General features: G+C 36.9%; 16 protein-coding genes. All 16 read right to left on the reverse strand.

Features of this window, described 5'->3' with window-relative positions; genetic code table 11:
* Positions 1-6: 6 nt before the first annotated feature.
* Positions 7-948, reverse strand: a complete 942-nt coding sequence (locus tag HORE_RS09630; RefSeq protein WP_015923576.1) for a hypothetical protein — start codon at positions 946-948, stop codon at positions 7-9.
* Between the two features lie 69 nt (positions 949-1,017).
* On the reverse strand, positions 1,018-1,947 hold the full coding sequence (locus HORE_RS09635; protein ID WP_041606060.1) for an RHS repeat domain-containing protein: 930 nt from the start codon (positions 1,945-1,947) through the stop codon (positions 1,018-1,020).
* A gap of 223 nt (positions 1,948-2,170) precedes the next feature.
* A complete protein-coding gene (locus HORE_RS09640) occupies positions 2,171-2,710 on the reverse strand; it encodes a hypothetical protein (RefSeq protein WP_015923573.1) in 540 nt (179 codons plus the stop codon).
* 91 nt (positions 2,711-2,801) lie between these two features.
* Positions 2,802-3,020 carry a L,D-transpeptidase gene (locus HORE_RS09645; protein WP_015923578.1) on the reverse strand — a complete coding sequence of 73 codons (219 nt, stop codon included), beginning with the start codon at positions 3,018-3,020 and terminating at the stop codon, positions 2,802-2,804.
* A gap of 156 nt (positions 3,021-3,176) precedes the next feature.
* Positions 3,177-9,983: an RHS repeat-associated core domain-containing protein gene (locus HORE_RS09650; RefSeq protein ID WP_167935782.1), complete on the reverse strand. Its 6,807-nt coding sequence runs from the start codon at positions 9,981-9,983 to the stop codon at positions 3,177-3,179.
* 236 nt (positions 9,984-10,219) lie between these two features.
* A complete protein-coding gene (locus HORE_RS09655) occupies positions 10,220-12,028 on the reverse strand; it encodes a secretin and TonB N-terminal domain-containing protein (RefSeq protein WP_015923580.1) in 1,809 nt (602 codons plus the stop codon).
* Positions 11,994-12,581, reverse strand: a complete 588-nt coding sequence (locus tag HORE_RS09660; protein WP_015923581.1) for a hypothetical protein — start codon at positions 12,579-12,581, stop codon at positions 11,994-11,996. Before HORE_RS09660 ends, HORE_RS09655 begins: the two co-directional genes overlap by 35 nt.
* Positions 12,568-13,872: a PilN domain-containing protein gene (locus tag HORE_RS09665; RefSeq protein ID WP_015923582.1), complete on the reverse strand. Its 1,305-nt coding sequence runs from the start codon at positions 13,870-13,872 to the stop codon at positions 12,568-12,570. The genes HORE_RS09660 and HORE_RS09665 overlap by 14 nt, the downstream gene beginning before the upstream one ends.
* Positions 13,873-13,899: 27 nt before the next feature.
* The gene (locus HORE_RS09670; RefSeq protein WP_015923583.1) at positions 13,900-14,472 is read right to left on the reverse strand and encodes a PulJ/GspJ family protein; all 573 of its coding nucleotides are present in this window, start codon (positions 14,470-14,472) and stop codon (positions 13,900-13,902) included.
* The gene (locus HORE_RS09675; protein ID WP_015923584.1) at positions 14,465-14,827 is read right to left on the reverse strand and encodes a prepilin-type N-terminal cleavage/methylation domain-containing protein; all 363 of its coding nucleotides are present in this window, start codon (positions 14,825-14,827) and stop codon (positions 14,465-14,467) included. Before HORE_RS09675 ends, HORE_RS09670 begins: the two co-directional genes overlap by 8 nt.
* Positions 14,817-15,257, reverse strand: coding sequence for a pilus assembly FimT family protein (locus tag HORE_RS09680; protein WP_015923585.1), 441 nt, complete (start codon positions 15,255-15,257; stop codon positions 14,817-14,819). The genes HORE_RS09675 and HORE_RS09680 overlap by 11 nt, the downstream gene beginning before the upstream one ends.
* Entirely contained in the window at positions 15,241-15,672 is a 432-nt protein-coding gene (gspG, locus tag HORE_RS09685) for a type II secretion system major pseudopilin GspG (protein WP_015923586.1), read from the reverse strand. Before gspG ends, HORE_RS09680 begins: the two co-directional genes overlap by 17 nt.
* 11 nt (positions 15,673-15,683) lie before the next feature.
* On the reverse strand, positions 15,684-16,916 hold the full coding sequence (locus tag HORE_RS09690) for a type II secretion system F family protein (protein WP_015923587.1): 1,233 nt from the start codon (positions 16,914-16,916) through the stop codon (positions 15,684-15,686).
* A 32-nt stretch (positions 16,917-16,948) separates the two neighbouring features.
* A complete protein-coding gene (gene gspE / locus HORE_RS09695; RefSeq protein ID WP_015923588.1) occupies positions 16,949-18,493 on the reverse strand; it encodes a type II secretion system ATPase GspE in 1,545 nt (514 codons plus the stop codon).
* A gap of 65 nt (positions 18,494-18,558) precedes the next feature.
* Positions 18,559-19,116, reverse strand: coding sequence for a hypothetical protein (locus HORE_RS09700; protein WP_167935783.1), 558 nt, complete (start codon positions 19,114-19,116; stop codon positions 18,559-18,561).
* A gap of 94 nt (positions 19,117-19,210) precedes the next feature.
* Positions 19,211-20,254, reverse strand: coding sequence for a type II secretion system minor pseudopilin (locus HORE_RS09705; RefSeq protein ID WP_015923590.1), 1,044 nt, complete (start codon positions 20,252-20,254; stop codon positions 19,211-19,213).
* Between the last annotated feature and the right edge of the window lie 60 nt (positions 20,255-20,314).

A 20,314-nucleotide genomic window follows, 5' to 3' on the forward strand; every position in this document is an offset into this window, starting at 1 on the left:
CCTCCCTCATTCTTTATTAATCTCCTTTTTTTCTATAACATCAAAAGGTGAACCATATATGTATCCCCTGGTATAGATTGTCTTTATTTTTCCCTGTTGATATACTTTCATTTGATCAATTTTTACACCTTTAATGGTTTCTCTACTAGAAGCATGAACAAAAAATACCATATTATCATTAACCACTACAATATCGATGATATTATGAGGGTATTTGAATAACACATTTTTATGACCATTAGCCAGGTTTAGTTTTATTACACTGTCCTGCTGGTGGTTTATATAATAAAGACATTTCCTTTTATTATCTACCTGTGGACAGAACCCTTTATCTATTAGCTTTAATGAAAAATCATCGAGTGAAAGTTCATATACACCCCTTAATCTTTTTTCTGAATCAATATAAGCTGAATAAAATACTGAGTTTCTTTCTGTATAATATGATATCTTGTTAGGGTGTATGTATAAAGAAGGATAATATATACTATGGTCTGACGGATCTTCAACTAAATCTTTTATTTTTATCAATTTATCTTCCGGATAGCAGTATTCATATAAGTCCCCTCCTGAAAATAAAATTAAGTCACCCTGACTGTTTTTGTTGATTCCAATTGAACGGCTTGTGATTTCTATTTTATTAATTTGTATTTTATCTTTATAATTATAAAAATACACCTTTTTTCCTAAAACCAAACAAATAATATTTTTATTTACAAAAAACATATTTCTAGCAAAATATACTCCCCACTTTTCTTTTATTTCAATATCATAATTTTTCCCTTTTTCTAAACAACTATATAATCCATTTCTTTCACTCAATATAATATAGTTACTTTTATCAAGGTTAAAACTCTTTAACCTGTATATATTTACTCCTATTATTTGATACCCTTTATACGCAAATATTAAAATAAATAAAATAATTGTTATTATCTTTAATCCTCGCATGCCTCCACATCCCCTTTTTATAAACCCGGGGGCAAATATATTACCCCCGGAGTTATTACACTAAATATTTTAAAATGAACATGCATCATATTCGTCTGATTTATCCAGTATTACTTCTCCATCTTCTATAACAAAACTTGCCATCCCTTTTGCAATATCATATTGTGCATTAGGTTGTGTAACATCAATCTCTACCACAGTATGATAATCAACTGGTACATAATATGGTATATCTGCACCACTTAAATTAATATCACCTGCATCAGCTATTTCTTCTACTAAATCAGCGCAATTATCTCCATAAAACGAACCTGTCAAATCATACCTCCTATCATATACTTTCTTACCTTCTTCTATCATAGCTTTATCTTGTTCATCAGTAGTATCAATTATTGCCATCCTGTCATACCTACCACTAATTTTTTCATCCTCTTTAAAATCTTTCAGTGAATCATAATGCTGACTATAATTTCTATTCTCAGTCCTTTTCCTACTATCATCTATATTTTCATCAGCTTTTTTTCCGTCTTTTGAAAAATATGTCCATCCATTTTTCTCATCACCAATTAACGCTGCATTATGACCATGTGGACCTCCAAATTGTGGTACAGCATCTGAATCATTTAATACAACTAAATCCAACCCCAGCGGATCCCACAGATTAACCGGATCCCCATTTACATAGGTATACCAGTTCATCCCATCTCTTACCGGATCAGGAGTTATCCACCTCATAACCCTGGGGTTATATGTCCTGTAGGCAAAGGTGTAGACTCCAAGCCTGGCTTCATATCTCTGTCCGGTGAACCCATAAGAGTTCATGTTATTACCCTGTTCAAACCTGCCAGTATATGGGCTGCCATGGGCATCATATTGATAGCGGTCGATAACGTGTCCGTTTTTACCGGTTATCATCGAAACCGAGCCCAGAACATCTTTGTGATAGAAGGATACATTCGGGTGAACCCGTCCCCGGTCAGGGTTATTGAGATAGTTCATTGCCACTAAACCATGTCCATAGAAATATTCGTTATAGTAATTAACCTTAGCTTTAGGTTGAGCTCCTTTTTCCCTTTACCATTCCCTCAGTATAACCGGAGTTCATATTCAGCCAGGACATTTGACTCCGGTACCGTTGTATATATACCCGGTTACTCTGTCTGTCCACCTTAGAAATCAACTTTTTTGCTATTGTTATAAAATCAGTAACTTTATAATTCACTTATATATCAATAGTTTTAATGATTTCTTCTTCGTCTTTTTGAACACGAAAATCTATTTGTTTCTCAGAAATATTTAAAATTTCAATTATCATGTAATCATATGCTTCTTCTAATTTTATAGGATACAATTGCTCATAAGATTTATTATAGAGGTCTAGTTTATACAGCCCACCATCACCATATATGCTTGATGTTGCTACAAATAAAAACTTTCCATCAAAACTCCATGCAAAATTAATTACATCTTCACACCAACTTCCTTCTTGCCAAAAGCGGTTATCTATCTTCCATTTTCCTTTTACTGGCCCACTCATTATATCATGGAATATTAAACCAATATAATTTCCTTGAGCCATTTCCGGAAATGTATAAATTACAAAAGGTCCGTTTGGCTGCTTGTATATTCTAGAATCAAAATTATTATCATCATCTCTTATATATTTCACCAAATATTTATTCATCACTCCATCATTGTTAGCAAAACAGCACATACTTATTAATATCAAAAGAAATAATATAATCAAAATTTTAATTTTCATAGCATAATCCCCCTCATTAAAACATTACTAATTATATTTTCCCAAACCTGGCCTAAGGAAGTTGTCCTTAAACCAGGTTTGTATTTAAATTTTATTGAGTATAATTAATTATTTTATCATCATTAATCTCTATTGTTTCAGATACATGTAAAGGAATATTGTTTCCTTCATCGATAATCAAGTTACATAATTCTTCCACATCCTCATTATGCATTCTTATACATCCATATGTTGGTAGTAATTCTTGCCGTGGCGCATATGCCCCTTCTTTATTGACAAAATCTTGAGCAACTTCATCTTTTGAAGTCAATCTTGACCCACCACCGTGAATATCTCTGCCACGAGAATCTCCTGTATCTATATAACCTGTACCGTAAGCTCTACCATAATTAATACCGGGCGTATATGCTGTTGCAATATATTCTCCCGCAGGTAATGATTCTCTTGTTTCCCCTTCTCGATTCTTTCATCCTATAATATCATCACTAGCTTGCCATGATTTTATAATTTTTCCGGTATTATCTGTCCAGTAAACTTTATCTGTATCGTGACTAAAATATATTTCATGCCTAACATCCTCTATCCCCAGATCCTTTTTTATCTCTTCCCGGGTATTGGGCCCTACAACACCATCTACAGATAAACCTTTATCTTCCTGGTAGTCTCTAACTGCCCCTGCCGTCTCAGGGCCCAATATACCATCAACTGTTACATCATACCCCTGTTGGTTTAGAAAGGTTTGTACCTGTTCTACATCATCACCCCGCATCATGGGCTGTTGTTCCTTCATTATATTTCTCCAGCTATCAGGATCAATATCACACAACCCCAGCGGATCCCATAAATTTACCGGATCCCCATTTACATAGGTATACCAGTTCATCCCATCTCTTACCGGATCAGGAGTTATCCACCTCATAACCCTGGGGTTATATGTCCTGTAGGCAAAGGTGTAGACTCCAAGCCTGGCTTCATATCTCTGTCCGGTGAATCCATATGAGTTCATGTTATTACCCTGTTCAAACCTGCCACTGTAGGGATTTCCATAAGCATCATATTCATACCTGTCGATTACCTGTCCGTTCCTGCCTGTCATTAATATTATGGATCCCAGGGCATCTTTATGGTAATAGGATACATTATTACCATAGTGGATTCGTCCCCTGTCAGGGTGGCTTAAGTAATTCATGGCTATTAAACCATTCCCATAGTAATATTCGTTAATCCGGTTTATTTTTCCTGCATTGTTAAATGGATTATTGTTATGCTTATGTCCTTTACCAGGTTTATTGTTTCCGGGGTGGTCCCCACCAAAGCGTTCTATCTCATATTCAACCAGTACATTTGTTCTCGTTCCATCATAGATATATTTTGTTATACCTACTTTAGCTCCATGCTGTGGGTCTGTAACCTTTTTAACCTTCCTGCCAAGAGGTCCATAGGTATAACTTACTGAACCTTTAAAGGGACTTTTGCCTCCCAGGAAATGGGGGTGGCTGTTGTTGACTGCTTTTATTAGCCTGTTTTCGTAATTATAGTGGTATTCGGCATAATAGTGTCCCAGCTCTTCCCTGATGAGATTACCATTACTGTCATATTCATACTGCCGGTTACCGGCCTTTGCTAACTGGTTGGCATCATTATACTTATATTCTATTTTACCCCACCCGTTCCTCTTTTCGGTAATATTACCTGCCGGGTCATAGGTAAATTCTTCAACCCAGAAGTTGTCACCATATATATCCAGTCCCCAGCCGTTATTTTTTATCCTGCTGTATAGCTCCTCTACTCTGTTTCTTACGTCATAGGGTAAGTCTATTCTATCTGTGAAGTTCAAACTTCCCTCACCCTGTGAGATTATTAATTCCGGCAGTCTGCCTTTACCTTTCTGGCCCCGGGTGCTGTTACCAACTCCAGGCATACCTGCCAGGCTTCCTTCCAGCTTTCCGGTCAGTTCATTTAGCTGGTTATAAAGGTTGTTTTCTTTGTCCCAGGAAAGGGGTTCTTCAATATTAAGCCCGTATTTATAGGGCTCCGGCCATTCGGGTAAAAGGCCGTAATAGAATCTTTCTTTTAAATCCTCTATCTTCTTACGGTCACTGAAGGGGTAGTAAACTTTTGCCAGCCTGCCTGCGGGGTCATACTGGTAAGCTGTTATCTCCCCGTTTTCTTCTACCTGTAATACCCTCTCATCACGGGCATTATAAACATAACCATAGGACTGGATTATATTCTGGTTGTGTCCTATAAAACCTTTCCAGTGGGTAATGGTCTCAACCTGCCCATCAGGGGTATAAGTATAGCTGGTCGCGGTTCTGTTATTATTTATCCTGGTTATTATCCTGTTTAACTTATCATATCTATATTTTATTTCACCACCATCAGGCAGCTCAACCCTGCTCAATCTCATTAATTCATCATATTCATACCCGGTTACCCTGTCTTTTAAATTATTACTGTCATCATAGATAACCCTGGTTTTCTGGCCAAGTTCATTATACTGATACTCTATCTTATAGTTTTCCCCTTCATCATCTTCAACCTCGACCTTTATCAACCTTGATAGCCCATCATAGTAGTACCTCTGAAGTAAGTTGTCATTTTGGGCCCTGGTCATCATCCCGTTTCTGTTATAACTAAACCGCTTCTTGTTCCCGCCGTTAAATATTACTTCCAGTAGCCTGTTCAATTCATCATAATTATAGGTTGTAGTGTTCCCGTTAAAGTCCTTTTTAGCAATCAGGTTGCCGTTGGCATCATAGCTGTAGGTCTGTTCTTTCCCCTGATAATTTATTTCTTTAACCAGCCTGTCCAGGGCATCATAATGGTATTGATAGGTATTTCCCATTTCATTAACCATCATGGTCAGGTTACCCCTGGGATCATAACTGTACTCCACTTTATTATTCAGGGCATCCACGACCTCTATCAACCGATTGAGTTTATCATAGCAGTAATTTGTAGTATAGCCCAGTTCATCGGTTACCTTAATCAGGTTGCCTGCTTTATCATAGGTATACACAACTGTATTGCCTTCAGGGTCAGTTTCTTTGACAAGCCTTCCAGCAGAATCATAGGTAAATTCTGTCCTGTTGCCCAGGGCATCTTCCCTCCAGGCTATTTTCCCGAGTGGGGTATACCCAATTTTCGTACTGTTACCCAGTGCGTCCTTAATCTCAACAAGCCTGTTAAGTCCGTCATATTTGTATGTTGTTTTTACTCCGGCCTCATTGGTGAAGGTTATTAAATTTCCAACTGCGTCATATTCATATGTCTTACTGTATCCCAGGGCATTGGTTTCTTTAATAACCCTTCCTTTCAGGTCATAAGTATATGAAGTTGTATTTCCTTCAGGGTCTGTAACTTTAATAAGGTTTCCGGACAGGTCATACTCATACTGGATTTCATTTCCTGCAGGATCTATTTCCTTAACCAGTCTATTCATACAGTCATATTGATAGCGGGTGGTATTCCCCATTGGATCAATTTCGGCTACCAGGTTACCAGCTGCATCGTACTTATACTGTACCCTCTCACCAATTGGGTTTATAACCTCGGTCAGCCTTCCCATACAATCATATTTAAAGTTGGTTGTATTCCCGTTTTTATCTGTAATAGATTTTAACTGATTATTAGGGTAATACCTGTATACAACAGTATTGTTTAACGGGTCTATCTCTCTTACCCTCCGGTTTAGTCCATCATAGTCAAACCTGGTTGTCCGCCCTTCACCGTCTGTAATAGCAATAAGGTTCCCTACCGGGTCATATTCATAGGAAGTTGTAATACCTGTTTCTACCTGGGTCGCTGTAATCAACCTATCAAGGTTATCATAACGGTAAACATAGCTAACATTTTCAGCCAGTATCTTCCTGGTCATATTTTCTGCTTCATCATAGAAAATTTCTTTGATATTTCCTTCAGCATCTATTATTTTGCTTAAATTATTTCTGTCATCATATTCATATCTTGTTACATTACCCCGAGGGTCTATTTTTTCAATTATTTTTCCCCTTGAGTTGTACTTAAAAGTTTCTTCATTACCCAGTTCATCAACTACCCTGATTATATTATCATTATTATCATAATGGTAGCTTATTTGTCCACCATCTGGTTTGATCCTTTTAATTAACCTTCCTACCTTATCATATTCATACTTTTCCCTGCTCCCATCTGGATAAACCTTTTCTGTAATATTTCCATAACCATCATAAGTATAGTTTATCCTGTTACCAAGCTGGTCTATTTCAACAACTAATAAACCAAGGTCATTATAAATATACTGTTTATTTGAACCATCAGGATATACGATCTGGGTCAGGTTGCCCCGGTCATCATAGTAAAAATTGGTTGTATATCCGTTTTTATCTGTAATACTTGTAATTTTGTTAAAATCATTGTAGGTAAAATAGATTGAACCGGCAGCATCTGTTACACTTGTTATGTTATTGTTTTTATCATATGTATAAGACGTTGTATAACCCCGCTGGTTAGTTATAGATACTAAGTTATTGTTATTATCATACCTTTTAATAATACTCTGGTAATTTGCATTGATCTCTTCTTCAGTCAGGTGTCGTTCATTATACCGGTAGGTTGTTTTATTTCCCTTCCTGTTAATTACCACTGTTTCCCCTGTCCCGGGATAGTATTCAAAATCAATAATATTTCCTGCAGCATCCTGCTGGTAATCAATGACTTTTATACCGTTTAATTCAGTGTAATAATATTTCCAGCCTGAACCATCCGGGTAAGTTAAGCCAGTTATCCCGTTCTCATTATAGCTATAGCGGCGTGTATACCCTTCAGGGTCAGTAAATGCTACAAGGTTATTGCCTTCATAGTCATAGGTATAAACACGTTCAACCGGATCGGTTATTTTAACAATTTTTCCGTTAACCCGTTCAATTTTTACTTTCCGCCCGAATGTATCCTCTATGGACACAAGCTGCTCGTTTTCGTTGTAGCCAAACTTAAGGTATCTACCATTTGGTTCTTCAATTTTAAGCAACCTGCCAAAATACGAATAAAGGTAAGTTGTTTTATCTTTCTTTGTTAGCAGGTATTTGCCATCAGGTAATATTTCTAACCTGTCATCAGTTATAGTTACCGGTTCTGTTAAACTGCCTTCTGGATAATAGTTCTTTAAACCATCAGGGAATGTAATTTTAGACTCAAAGTCAGGTTCTGAAAGTATTTTATAGATATGAGGGGTGCCCTTATCATCTATTAAAACAATTTTACCGATACCTATTTCATCTCTTGCCGGGTTTACACTCCAGTCAACATTATACTGGTTACGATAACGCCCTGCTTCTGAATACTCCCTGTTTAATAATGCCTGTCTTGCTATTTCCTGCACCCTGTTATTTATTTTATCGATATTTTCAATTACAGTATAATTGTCATTAAGTTCCTTTTTCCATTGACTTGCTTCATTAAGCCGGGCTTCCGCTAATACCAGTGTGTTATTAACTTTATTAAAAGTATCTTCAGCCAGTTCAAGTACATCCCGGGCAATTACCAGTGTTTTTTCAGCTGTTTTATAGTTATTTTCTGCAGTATTTTTAGCCTGTCTAATTTTATCTGCCAGGTTTAAATTGTTTACTTTATTTTTTAAATCTTGAGCATCTGATTTAATCTTTCTGGCTGTTTCAATATTATTGTCTGCCTCATCTATTTCATTTAACGCGTTAGTTTTCAAAGTATTCGCCCTGTTCAGGGCAGCATAAGCAGCATCAATAACACTCTGCTTACCACTCCGGTTAGCATGGTACACAGCACTTTCTGCCAAATCAATGGCTATATCAGCAATATTTCTGGCCTCTGTGGCTTTTTCTCTGGCAAACTTTGCCTGGTTTTCAGCCTCTTTCCCTGATTGAATAGAGTTATCTGCATATTCAAGGCATTTATTTAAATGGTCAAAAGCAGAGTCAGCATAGTATTTAGCCTCACTGGCATTTATTTTTCCACTCTCAGCCAGGTTTTTGGCAGTTAAAGCATAGTCCTTTGCGTCACGGGCAGCATTAACCGCCTTTTCTGCATCTTCTACTGCCTCCTTAGCAAATTCAACTGACTCACATGCAGCATCCATTGCTTCCTGATATGCTATTACAGCTTCCTGGTATGTTTCGTCAACTAATTCTGCAAGCTCCTGTAATTCTTCCTGCTGTTCAATATAATTAGCCCTGATGCCAATTATAATCCTGGTATCATAGTTAAAATTCCAGCCTCTACCAAAAGAAAAACTACTTGTATCAAAGTTACTGTAACTGCGTACTACTTTTATCCGGGGTTCAACTGAATTAATTTGTAAATCAGTACTCTTACTTACATATTCACCGGTAGTATATCTAACCGGATCCCCGGCTGTATCACTGTTTGCACTATTATTTTCTCCCTCCATAAGGTCTGTGTTTCCGTCTTCAGTTTCCTCTAAATCATTGTAAATGTCATTAACATCCTGTTCATAGCCCTCAGCCTGTTCTTCACATGCTAATGTTTCGTCAAAATTATCTGATGATTCGCCCTGTGAATATTCTGAATTACCCATACCCTCTTCAGCAGATGTATTATATTGATCAGCTTCTGCTGTACAATCATTTGATGAACCAATATTTTCATCTGCATTATTAATATCCGTTTCTGCATTATCATTTTCCTCTCCGGCATCTGATAGGTCAGACTCAGTGTCTCCATATTCATTATTTGCATCAGTATTACTCTGTTCCCCATCATTTATCTCCTGGTCAGCATTATCATTGGCTTCTTCACCTTCATCAAGTTCATCTTCTCCTTCCCCACTTTTTTCATTACTTTCTCCTGTCTTCTGTTCAGCCTCTTCTTCGTGGGTCGGATAATATGTACCACATTTAGAACAAGTTGTACCCCTTGTATGATTATACGTTTTTTCATAGGTATGTGTATAACCACAGGTACTACACGACTCTGTTACTATCTGTGTACACCTGGATTTAGAAGAGTTCTTTGTTTTATAACTTGAAGTAATATTATGAGGTTCTGGTGAACTGGAATTTGTACTCAGGGTTTTACCACAATTAACACAATACACTTCCCATTCGAGCCAGTGACTATTGCTGGTATATTCCCAATGATAGTATGTACTTGTAACAGGATGATCACATTCATTTTCTTCACTTTCTTCATCATCTTCCTCTTCTTCATCATTTTCATCTTGTCCATTGTTAGCAAAAATAACTCCACTATCAAAGACAATAAAAAACATTTGAAATAACAAAATAAAAATTAACATGATAGATACCAATACAAGTTTCCTCATAAAATCATCCCTTCTTCACCTCTTCATTATTTTATAAGAAAACACAACATCCAATTATTGTTATATTTATTTATAGATAAAACAATTTCCTGCTATATTTTTGAATTTTTTTACTATTTTTTCTGACATTTACCTCCATTTTTCTCCATTTTACATAAAAACACCCCGGGACAAACCCGGGGGTGTTACTCAACTTCCTTTATATATTTTTACTGTAACTGTTCTCTGGACTTTTCAAGCATCTTTTTCATTTTGCTCTTAACTTCCTCCTCATTAACTTTTAAGACCCTTGGGGTTATAAAGATAATTAACTCTGTCTGGTTAACATTATTATTACGTGATTTAAATAATTTTCCAATCAGGGGTATGTTGGCCAGAAATGGTACTTTTGAAGTTGTATTTGTCCCCACATCCTGAATCAACCCCCCGATAACCACGGTCTGGCCGTCTTTTACCCTTACAGTAGTATCCACTTCACGTCTGCTGACCTGTGGGGGGCCCTCTGCAGCAGCTGCCCCAATGTTACTTACCTGTGGTCTTAACTTCAGGGTGATTTCCCCGGAGCTACTGACCCAGGGGGTAACGGTCAACGATACTCCGGCATTTATACTCTGGTACTGGGTTTCCTCATTACCTTCTCCATCAGTTTGCTTAACCTTATAATACTGGACGGTACCCACGTCGATCATAGCCTGCTGGCCGTTAAGAGTTGTTATATTGGGACGGGCCTTTACCGTAAGTAACCCTTCAGTCACCAGAGCCTCAATCTTTAAATAAAAGTCATCAGGTAAATCAAGAACAGACTTATAAGTAAGTTTTCCCATAGAGGTATCAAATAAGAGTTCCTCTTCACCGTCATATTCCATTCCCAGTTTTATAACCGGGTTTTCCTGGCGGTTCCGGGTCAATTCAACTACCACAGCCTCAACAACTATCAGGGGAATCCTGGTATCTATTTGTTTAATATACTCTTTTAGCTTATTAATATCTGACTGGGTTCCAGTTACCAGTAGGGCATTTTTTTCCTTCAAAACCTTCACATTGGCCGCAGGAAAATTATTTGGTAATAACTGCGGGACTTTTTCCACCTCTATATATTCCATGGGAATCAGCTCACTGGTGGTCAAAAGGTCAGAAGCAGGGCTGTTTATATTTTTATCACCAATTAAATACACCCCGTCAACTTTACGATAAGTATACCGGGTTCCGGCCAGAATAATTTCAATGGCTTCATCCAGAGATATATCTTCAAGCTTTAAATCAACTATATCCCTGACTCCACCAAATAATACCATGTCAAGGTCTCCTAATCTGGCCAGGGTCCGCAACACATCACCAAGATTTGCCTGGCTGACATCCATACTTACCCTGTTATCAACCACAGAAATAGCCAGATTATTACCTGTATTATTATCAGCCTTAAAAATTCGGTAGACACTATTACTTTTACTGAGAGAAAATCCATTAACATGAAGCAGGTTTATTAACCCCACTTCCAGTGGTATATTCTCAAGGTCTATAGAAATTTTCCCGGAAACTGAATCATCCATAACAATATTAATACTGGCTTTATCTGCAATTTCTCTCAAAAGAGTTCTTAGATTAGCATTGGTGGCGTGAACTGTCAAAAACCCATCTTTAACCCTGACATCAACCGGGGCCTCTAACTTATCCCGACTTACCAGATAAACATTTTCTGACACCTTTTCAAAATGATATCCATAGGCCATGGTTAATGTCTTTAGGGCTTCCTGGAGGTCAACATCCCTTAAATTTATGGTAACCTCCCCCTGAACTGTTTCATCGGGAACCAGGTTTATCCCACTCTGTTCAGTAAGCATCAGGAGAACATCCCTGATATCCGCCCCCCTGACGGTCACATCAACCAACTCTTCAGCACTCACAGTAGATGTAACAATTAACAAAACTGTTAAGGCTACTCCAAAAACCCGGGTAATATAATTTGATTGTTTTTTATTTAACTTAAACACCGGAAACACCTTCACCTTTCTGAACATTTTCTATCCCATCTTCAAAAAATATAACCTGAATTACAAGATTAAAAGTAAGAAAGCTGGTACTGACATCACCTTTTATACTGAGTGCCTGAACCAGATATGTTTTATGACTCTGGTTTAATCTTTCTAGAAACCTTACCAGGTTTAAAAGTCTGCCTTCTAAATGAATATGATACTTAAGGGATTTATAACCACTCCCATTATCATTAACCATTTCCACATTTTTAGTAATAACTTTTAACTGACATTCTCTAATGTATTTATCTAAATTATTAAGTACTGACAGTTTAATTTTTTCCGGTTTACCCTTAAAAAAACTGGACTTGAGAAGGCGCAACTCCTGTTTTTTCTCCTCTAATATATTTAAATATTTAAGACTACTATTGATAACAAATTTTGATTTTTCGATCTCATGTTCCAACTTAAGGGATTCTTTATGGATATGGTCGTATTTATTCCACAGAGGAAGAAGCCCCCATTTAACCAACGAAACCGTAACAATTATTATAATAGCTGTAACCAGCAGCTTTTTTTCTCTCCTAGTTAAGGCCATTACTTATCTCACCTGCAATCCTGAATCTCTCTTTACCATTCTCCCGGGTAATACTACCTTCAAACCTCAACCTGGTGAAGTATTCTGATTTCTCCAGGTTTTCCATAACAGCTGTTGCTGAAGGAGAACTACCTGACAGAGCTACCAGTTTATTGTCTTTAAAGCTAACTTCTTCAATCACAGTCCCCTCAGGTAAAATCCCCCCCAGTTCTCTTAGCCATGGTAAATAACCCCGGTAATTGCCCTGTAATTCAGCTTCAAGCTTTTTTATTTCCCCGACAACGTGGTTATATTCTGTTTTAACGGTATTTATTTCATTTAAAAGGGGTTTTAAATCTTCAGCTGCCCCTTTTAAAGTGGCCAGATATTTAACGTCATTATTATATCTTACATAAAACCCGTATGCATTAAGTAATATAATAATTATTATCAAAAACCATACCCCTGATATGTTTCTCTGCCTTCTTTTATCTGAGGTAACTTCTGTTAATAAATTTGCTTTGATCAAATCTTTTTTATACAGGAAGACCTTTTCCCACTTTGAAAGAGTATGGTCATCATCCTCAATATTATTAAAAAGACTTAAGTCAGTAATGTCAATGGTCCCATTCAGAGTTCCTACCCTTTTATTATTAATCACCAGATTTACTCTCTCGCTACCTAAGGAATTTATAAATAAATTAATATTTCTCTTAAGCTCTTTTTTAAAATTACCATCAAGTCTAATTGACTTCAAGTAAATTTTCTTACCATTAAAAAAAGTAATGTGACCCTGGTGACTATCTTTATCGAGATAAATGCCAGGAGTTAAATCCTCTTTATCCCGGTGAATTAAATAATATATCAACCCCCCTGGTAGAATACTTTTAACCCTTATATTTCTACCATTAAAACTATTATAAATTTCTTCTATTAAGCCTTTTTTACTGGTAAAGGTAAGCACCTGTAGTTCGTTTTTCCCTGTTTTATGGGTAAAAATCGAATATATAAAATCTTTTTTTTCCAGGGGTAGATCCGTTGATAGCCTTAACTCGATCATTTCCTCAATTCTATCCCGGGCGGACCCGGGAATCCTGTAAGACCTGAAAAAAACCTCACTCTGTGTTAGTATAATATTAATTGATTTAAGCCTCTTAAGTTCAGAAACTACAGAGTCGACAGCCTTTTTAAGGTTATTTATACCTTCTCCCTCAAATACCATCTCACAAGAAATCTTTTCTCTTTTTATCTGTACCAATCTAGAATAGTTTTGACCAAGCTCCAGATAAGTTTCCCTTGCTTTTTTTAACATCAAAACCCTTCCCCCTACTGGATATAATCAATATTGACGCCCGGTGAAAATTTCTATAACACCTGACCAGATTCCATATGTACTGTCCGCTATTTCTATTTTGACCAGGGAGGGGTAATATCCTATCTCCCGGTATGACCAGTAATTTCTCCAATATTTATTATGATGGTCATAAAAATAAAACCTGACATTCTTAATTTCAGTATTCTCTAAAAAATTAATGACTTCTTTTTTTTGTTTATCTATTTTAAAATCAGTACCGGTTACCGGATATGTTTCCCTGATAAGAAGACCTCTCCTGTAATTAATAGTATAATTGACCTGCCTTATCTCTTCTTTATTGATAGTATAAAAAAGAAAGCCGTCATACCCGTAATAAAAAAGTTTTTTATCAACATGATTTGAATAAAATAAATTATGCAAATCAGACTCTAGATATTTAAACACAACCTGCTGGTTCTGGAGATTATATGAATCAGACTGAACCCGTTTCCAGGTTGATAAACCAATGTCTAATGAAGACAGGATGACACCAATAATTATACCGGTCAGGGTAATGGCTATTAAAACCTCCAGCAGGCTGAACCCTCTTTCATTCATAACCCTCAGTCCTCAATAATAACCGGGAAAAAGTTTGTTGTTTATAACCATTCCTGCCCTGCCATTCTACATTGATATTTAACCTCGTTAATCCGTTTTCCAGAGAAATTCGTTCTGCCCACCACCAATATTCCTTACCACCATATATAATCCGTCCCCGGTTTGCTCCTATTCCATTACTTACATTAACCATTATCTTCTGCCCCTGTTTATTGACAAAAGAATATTCCCGGGCTGCTTCAATACTTCTGGCTATCCGGGTATAACCATTAAATAGAATACCGAGACATACCCCGATAACTACCATCGCCACTAAAACCTCTACCAGGGTAAAGCCTTGCTCCCTAACTACCATGGCTCATCACCGGTTTTAATTGGCCGGTAACGGGTGAAATTTTTAAAACCACTTTAACATTATTATCAAAGAGAATCTCCAGTTTACCACCAGAACTTGTCCCATCAGGATAGAACATAATATCCTTCCTTTTACCATTGTAGTCAATATTTTTAATACCCCTGCTAAAAACCACTTTTTCTCCTGTAGGGGTTGGGTATATTAATTTTGATTTATGAATTTCAATTTTTTGAGGAAACCCGGAAGCAATTGCCGTTTTTCTTGCCGAAGTAAGAATAAAAACAATTCGACTTTCCCCGGTTTTAAGGTTAACTGTTTTCAGGTATTTATCAAATGATGGTATAATCAATAATAACGAAAAGCTGATAATGACCACTATTAATAAGACTTCAACCAGGGTAAAACCTGAAGATCTACCAGTTGGTAACATCACTTGCTTCCCCTGTTCCTCCCTTTTTATTATCAAGGCCATATGACCACAAATCATATTTATGGGTATTATAATTTCCAGGGGAAAGGTAATTGTATTCATTACCCCAGGGGTCCAGGGGAATTTCTTTCTTTTCCAGATACGGTCCATCCCAGTTTTGAGGAATTGGGGAAATGGTCGGTTTTTCAATAAGGGCTTTTAACCCCTGCTGTGTTGTAGGGTACCGTCCATTATCAAGCCTGTAGTTATCAAGAGCAACCTCAAGTATTTCTAGCTGGTTTCGGGCTGCTGTCTGTTTAGCATCAGTAACTTTATTCATTAATTCTGGACCAATTGTAGCTGCCAGAAACCCTATAATAACAACTGCTATTAGTATTTCAATTAAACTGAATCCACCTTCATTCCGCAATAACATGTTGAACCCCCCTAAAAAGTTATTGTATTAATTCCCAAAATGGGAAGTAACATGGATATAACAATAAACCCAATAACCAGTCCCATAAACAATATTAATAGCGGTTCAAATAACTTCATAAACCTTTGTAAGAGCTCCCTGTATTCTTCCTCAAAATTCCGGGCAACATCTAACAACATCTCTGTTAATTTTCCCGTCTCTTCCCCAACCCCGACCATATAAACAAAAAGTTCTGGAAACATACCACTTCTGTCCAGGGCCCCCGACAAATGACCCCCTTTTTTAACTGCCTGGCGGGCTTCCTGTAAGGCCTGGTGAAATATCTCATTCCCCGTAACAGAACTGGCTATATCAATTGCCTTTAATAATGGGACTCCACTCTCAAGCATAATTCCCATGTTTCTGGCAATTCTGGCAGTATATAATAAAAGAATTAACCTTTTTACAAGGGGAACTTTAAGAATTAAATTATCAAGGTGGTGTTTCCCTCCTTCACTCCTGTAATAAAACCAGATAGTGACCAGACACATAATTATAAAAAATATTAAATATAATCCATAGTCAGAGAGAAACCGATTAATATTCAAAAGTAGTTCAGTGGTCCAGGGGAGGGAATGTCCATAATACCGGTAAATATCCAGAAAACGCGGTAATACAAAAACAAACATGACAATAATAGCAATAACAGATACACAAAATAATACAACTGGATATATCAAACTCGATATTACAAATCTTTTTAGTTTCCGACTCTCCTCCAGATGCCCGGCAATTCTACGACAGACAACCCCGATGGAACCACTCTCTTCACCGGCCCTGATCATATTTATATAGGCACTGGAAAAAATCCGGGGAAACCTCTCCAGGATATGGCTGAATTCCTGCCCTTCTTTTAATAAATCATAAATTATCAGAACAATATCTTTAAATTCACCCGGATTTAAAAGGGAACCAATGACCCTTACAGCTTCACTCAATTGAATCCCGGCCCCCAACATATTCCCCAGCTGGCGGGTAAACAAAATTAAGTTGTCCTGTTTATTACCGTAGTTAAACAAAAGTCCTGTGGACTTACTTCTTTGTTCCTCTTCAGTATTTCGCTTACTGTGTACATAACCCAGACTAACCGGATATAGTCTTCTATCATTGAGCAGTTCAAGGGCCTCTTTCCGGCTTCGGGCTTTAATACTCCCGGTGGTAACTTCTCCATTTTCCGTCAACGCTTCATATATAAATTCAGCCATACTGACCACCTACCTTAACCTGCCTTCAATCATTACTGGGTTGTAACCCTGACCACTTCATCTATGGAAGTTAAACCGTCTTTTACCTTGATACAACCGTCGGTGAACAGACTGGTATAACCTGTTTTTTTAAGCTCTTCTTTAATCTCACTTGAGCTGGCCCTCTGGACAATCATTGATTCAATCTGGGGGGTTACAGTTAATAATTCATAAATACCCGTCCGCCCCTTAAAACCTATATTATTACAGAAGGTACAACCCGCCGGACGGTATAATAACTCTACATCATCATCAATCAGGTTAACTTCTGAAGATGTAGGTTGATAGGACTCCTTACACCTGGGGCATAAAACCCTGACAAGACGTTGGGCCAGTATCCCTTTCAGGGTTGCTGCCAGCAGGTAATCTTCAACCCCCATATTAAGTAATCTCGAGACAGCACCGGCAGCATCATTGGTATGGAGAGTTGCCAGGACCAGATGGCCTGTCAGGGCTGCCTGAATGGCAATTTTAGCTGTTTCCACATCTCTGATTTCACCTATCATAATAATATCGGGATCATGTCGCAAAATAGATCGTAGACCAGAGGCAAAATCGAAGTTAATCTCCGGTTTTACCTGTATCTGGTTAATTCCCTCTAACTGGTATTCAACCGGGTCTTCAATGGTAATTATCTTTCGACTTGATGAATTCAAATACTGTAAGGTTGCATAAAGGGTTGTTGTCTTACCACTTCCGGTCGGACCTGTCACCAGAATAATGCCATGAGGAATATTAATAAGGTTCAAATACCTTTTTAACATAGCCTCGCTAAAGCCGAGGTTTTTGATATCAAGTAACCGGGCTGCTTTATCAAGTAACCTGAGGACAACTCCTTCCCCATGGAGAGCAGGAATAATAGACACCCTTATATCAAGCTCCCGACCCGATACCCTGATTCTGATTCTACCTTCCTGAGGAAGCCGTCTTTCAGCAATATTTAATTCAGACATAATTTTTATCCTGGTAATGATAGCCGGTAACAACTCCAGTGGCGGGGCAGGATTCTCATATAAAACACCGTCTATTCTGTACCTTAACCTTAATTTGTCTTCAAAGGGTTCAATATGGATATCACTTGCTCCCTTCTTCAAGGCAGTAGTGATGATGGCATTAACCAGTCTGATTATTGGGGCTTCCTGGGCTAAATCCTCCAGGTTTTCAACCCGGCTATCAATTTTTAGGATCTTGAAATCATCCAGACCCCGCAAATTATTATCATCAAGCATATCTTCTACTGTATCCACCGGAGCCTTAAGGTGTTCATTTACAAGCTGTTGAACCACATGAGATTTTTCTAACCTGACATCTATTTTAAACCCTGTATATACTTCCAGGTCATTGATTGCCTCAGGGGGAGGGTAATTATCGGAAATAACTACTACAGTGTCACCATGTCTGGTCAGGGGAATTAGCCTGTTTTCTTTTAAAGTTGAGCCAGGGAAATTTCTGATTAACTTATTGTCTATATAAAAATTATTTATCTCACTGACCTCTAGACTATTAATATTTTCGTAATCCATGTTTGTCTTATCCATTTTCTAATCACCACAATATTAATTAATCATTACAATATTAGACCAAAAAGAAATTAATTATATATTTACCAGTCTTTCCGGTCAAAATTTAACTTAACTTTCTTCTCGTTAACCGAACAAATAACCCCATTATCTTTAATTGTTAATACTTTATATTTATTAAATATATCCCCCTCAGAGACTATAAAGGTTTTACCTGAGGCCTCATCCAGAACGATAGCCCTGTTAACCCCACCTTTCAGAATTGCCAGGAGAATTAAAGAATGTTTAATACTTTTATCCTTTTCACCATCTGCTTTGATATTTTCAACCTGTTTTATGACCTGTTTTGAAACAGGTTCTTTTTTTTCTTCCTTGTCAAGCCCCTTTTTTACCGGAAATAAATTATTTAAGTCTTCAACCCAGGTCAATTTACTCACATTCGGTTTTGTAAAAGTTTGTTTCGTATAATTAATACTCCGGTCATGTTTTGAAGTTTTATCGTTAATAGAATTATCAGGCCTGGTTTTTAAATCAGTAACCCCGGCCCTCTGAAGATTTTTTTTAGACAATTTAATTTCCTTTAAATTATTCTCCTGCAAAAAGACTTCCCCGGAAACCTTCTTATCTTTTGTTGTCACCATCCATAAATTAAAAATGCTACCAAGCAATACAAGTATTAATAAAATATAAATATAGTTTAAAGACTTTTTAGTCAATATAAAGCACCTCTACACTTTATTGTGATCTAACCTGCCTGTAACTAACATTTTCATACCATCTTAAGATACGAATTTTATAACCTTTATTATCCCTGTCTTCACTCCGATGAACCAGGGCTTCAGCTGTCTGTATAACCGGCCCCCGGGTAACTTCTACTTTTATTAGAAAATAACTTGAAGTTACACCAAAGTATTTTTCCAGTTTTAATCGGTCCTGCCTGGCAATTATTTTGTCAAGCATGTCTATATTCTTAAAACCCCTGACTTCCCGGTATTCTAAAATCTTGTTTATATAATTTTCCTTTAAATCAGGATTTATGTCCAGGGACCTTATTATTGCCTCGACTACCTCTTCAGGGGCCATATTAATATTAACTCTCCCCTCTGTCGTCAGAAAAGGCTTAATTTTTTCAAAAGTATTTAAATCAAGCCCCTTTATATAAACAGGTAAAAGCTCAACTTTATTTATATATTTCTCTTCTCTAACCTTCCTGAGGCTATCAACAATTAATTTAGCCTGGAAATCACGAATACCTGATTTTATAAGAAGAATATAAAAACCTTTAAGCCGGTCAGTATTTACATTGTACTGGCCCAATGTAGTTAAAAGTTCGCTGGCCTCTGGATAACTTTCATCAAATACTTCTTTCAGCAGAAGTATATCAGGTATCACCCTGCCCTTTAAATCCTTTTCAATACTTTCAGGCCACCATGAAAATAGCCTTAAAGTAGACAATCTATCATAGTTTATATTTAACCTGCTTCCAACATCAGTTATCTTTACTTTATAATTTATGCCTTTTATCTTTCTATTAACCGGTTTTAACCAGCTATCATTCCTGGTGTCATATTCTGTCTTGTCTCTCTTTAGTTTATTGATTCCTATATTAACAGCCGAGAAGAGTATATTTTTTTGTTCGTTTTGTAATATACGGTATTCTGTGAGCCTGTTATTGAGTTGTACCTCCTCATATAAATTAACAAAGATAATGGAAAGAATAACTAAAGCCCAGATAACTATTAGAAAAGTATACCCCTGCTCATACTGTTTTTTACCCACAGCTTTCACCACATTTTTATAAAAAAATAAAAAATTATCCATGTTTTATAATTAATATTC

Origin of the sequence: Halothermothrix orenii H 168 (assembly GCF_000020485.1) — a bacterium.
GTDB classification, from domain to species: Bacteria; Bacillota; Halanaerobiia; order Halanaerobiales; family Halothermotrichaceae; genus Halothermothrix; species Halothermothrix orenii.

What these genes read in the sequence shown, in the direction of transcription:
- HORE_RS09630 (WP_015923576.1), bottom strand. Translation starts at nt 948, where the DNA reads ATGCGAGGATTAAAGATAATAACAATTATTTTATTTATTTTAATATTT.
- HORE_RS09635 (WP_041606060.1), bottom strand. Translation starts at nt 1,947, where the DNA reads ATGAACTATCTCAATAACCCTGACCGGGGACGGGTTCACCCGAATGTA.
- HORE_RS09640 (WP_015923573.1), bottom strand. Translation starts at nt 2,710, where the DNA reads ATGAAAATTAAAATTTTGATTATATTATTTCTTTTGATATTAATAAGT.
- HORE_RS09650 (WP_167935782.1), bottom strand. Translation starts at nt 9,983, where the DNA reads ATGTTAATTTTTATTTTGTTATTTCAAATGTTTTTTATTGTCTTTGAT.
- HORE_RS09655 (WP_015923580.1), bottom strand. Translation starts at nt 12,028, where the DNA reads ATGTTCAGAAAGGTGAAGGTGTTTCCGGTGTTTAAGTTAAATAAAAAA.
- HORE_RS09660 (WP_015923581.1), bottom strand. Translation starts at nt 12,581, where the DNA reads ATGGCCTTAACTAGGAGAGAAAAAAAGCTGCTGGTTACAGCTATTATA.
- HORE_RS09665 (WP_015923582.1), bottom strand. Translation starts at nt 13,872, where the DNA reads ATGTTAAAAAAAGCAAGGGAAACTTATCTGGAGCTTGGTCAAAACTAT.
- HORE_RS09670 (WP_015923583.1), bottom strand. Translation starts at nt 14,472, where the DNA reads ATGAATGAAAGAGGGTTCAGCCTGCTGGAGGTTTTAATAGCCATTACC.
- HORE_RS09675 (WP_015923584.1), bottom strand. Translation starts at nt 14,827, where the DNA reads ATGGTAGTTAGGGAGCAAGGCTTTACCCTGGTAGAGGTTTTAGTGGCG.
- HORE_RS09680 (WP_015923585.1), bottom strand. Translation starts at nt 15,257, where the DNA reads ATGTTACCAACTGGTAGATCTTCAGGTTTTACCCTGGTTGAAGTCTTA.
- gspG (WP_015923586.1), bottom strand. Translation starts at nt 15,672, where the DNA reads ATGTTATTGCGGAATGAAGGTGGATTCAGTTTAATTGAAATACTAATA.
- HORE_RS09690 (WP_015923587.1), bottom strand. Translation starts at nt 16,916, where the DNA reads ATGGCTGAATTTATATATGAAGCGTTGACGGAAAATGGAGAAGTTACC.
- gspE (WP_015923588.1), bottom strand. Translation starts at nt 18,493, where the DNA reads ATGGATAAGACAAACATGGATTACGAAAATATTAATAGTCTAGAGGTC.
- HORE_RS09700 (WP_167935783.1), bottom strand. Translation starts at nt 19,116, where the DNA reads ATGGTGACAACAAAAGATAAGAAGGTTTCCGGGGAAGTCTTTTTGCAG.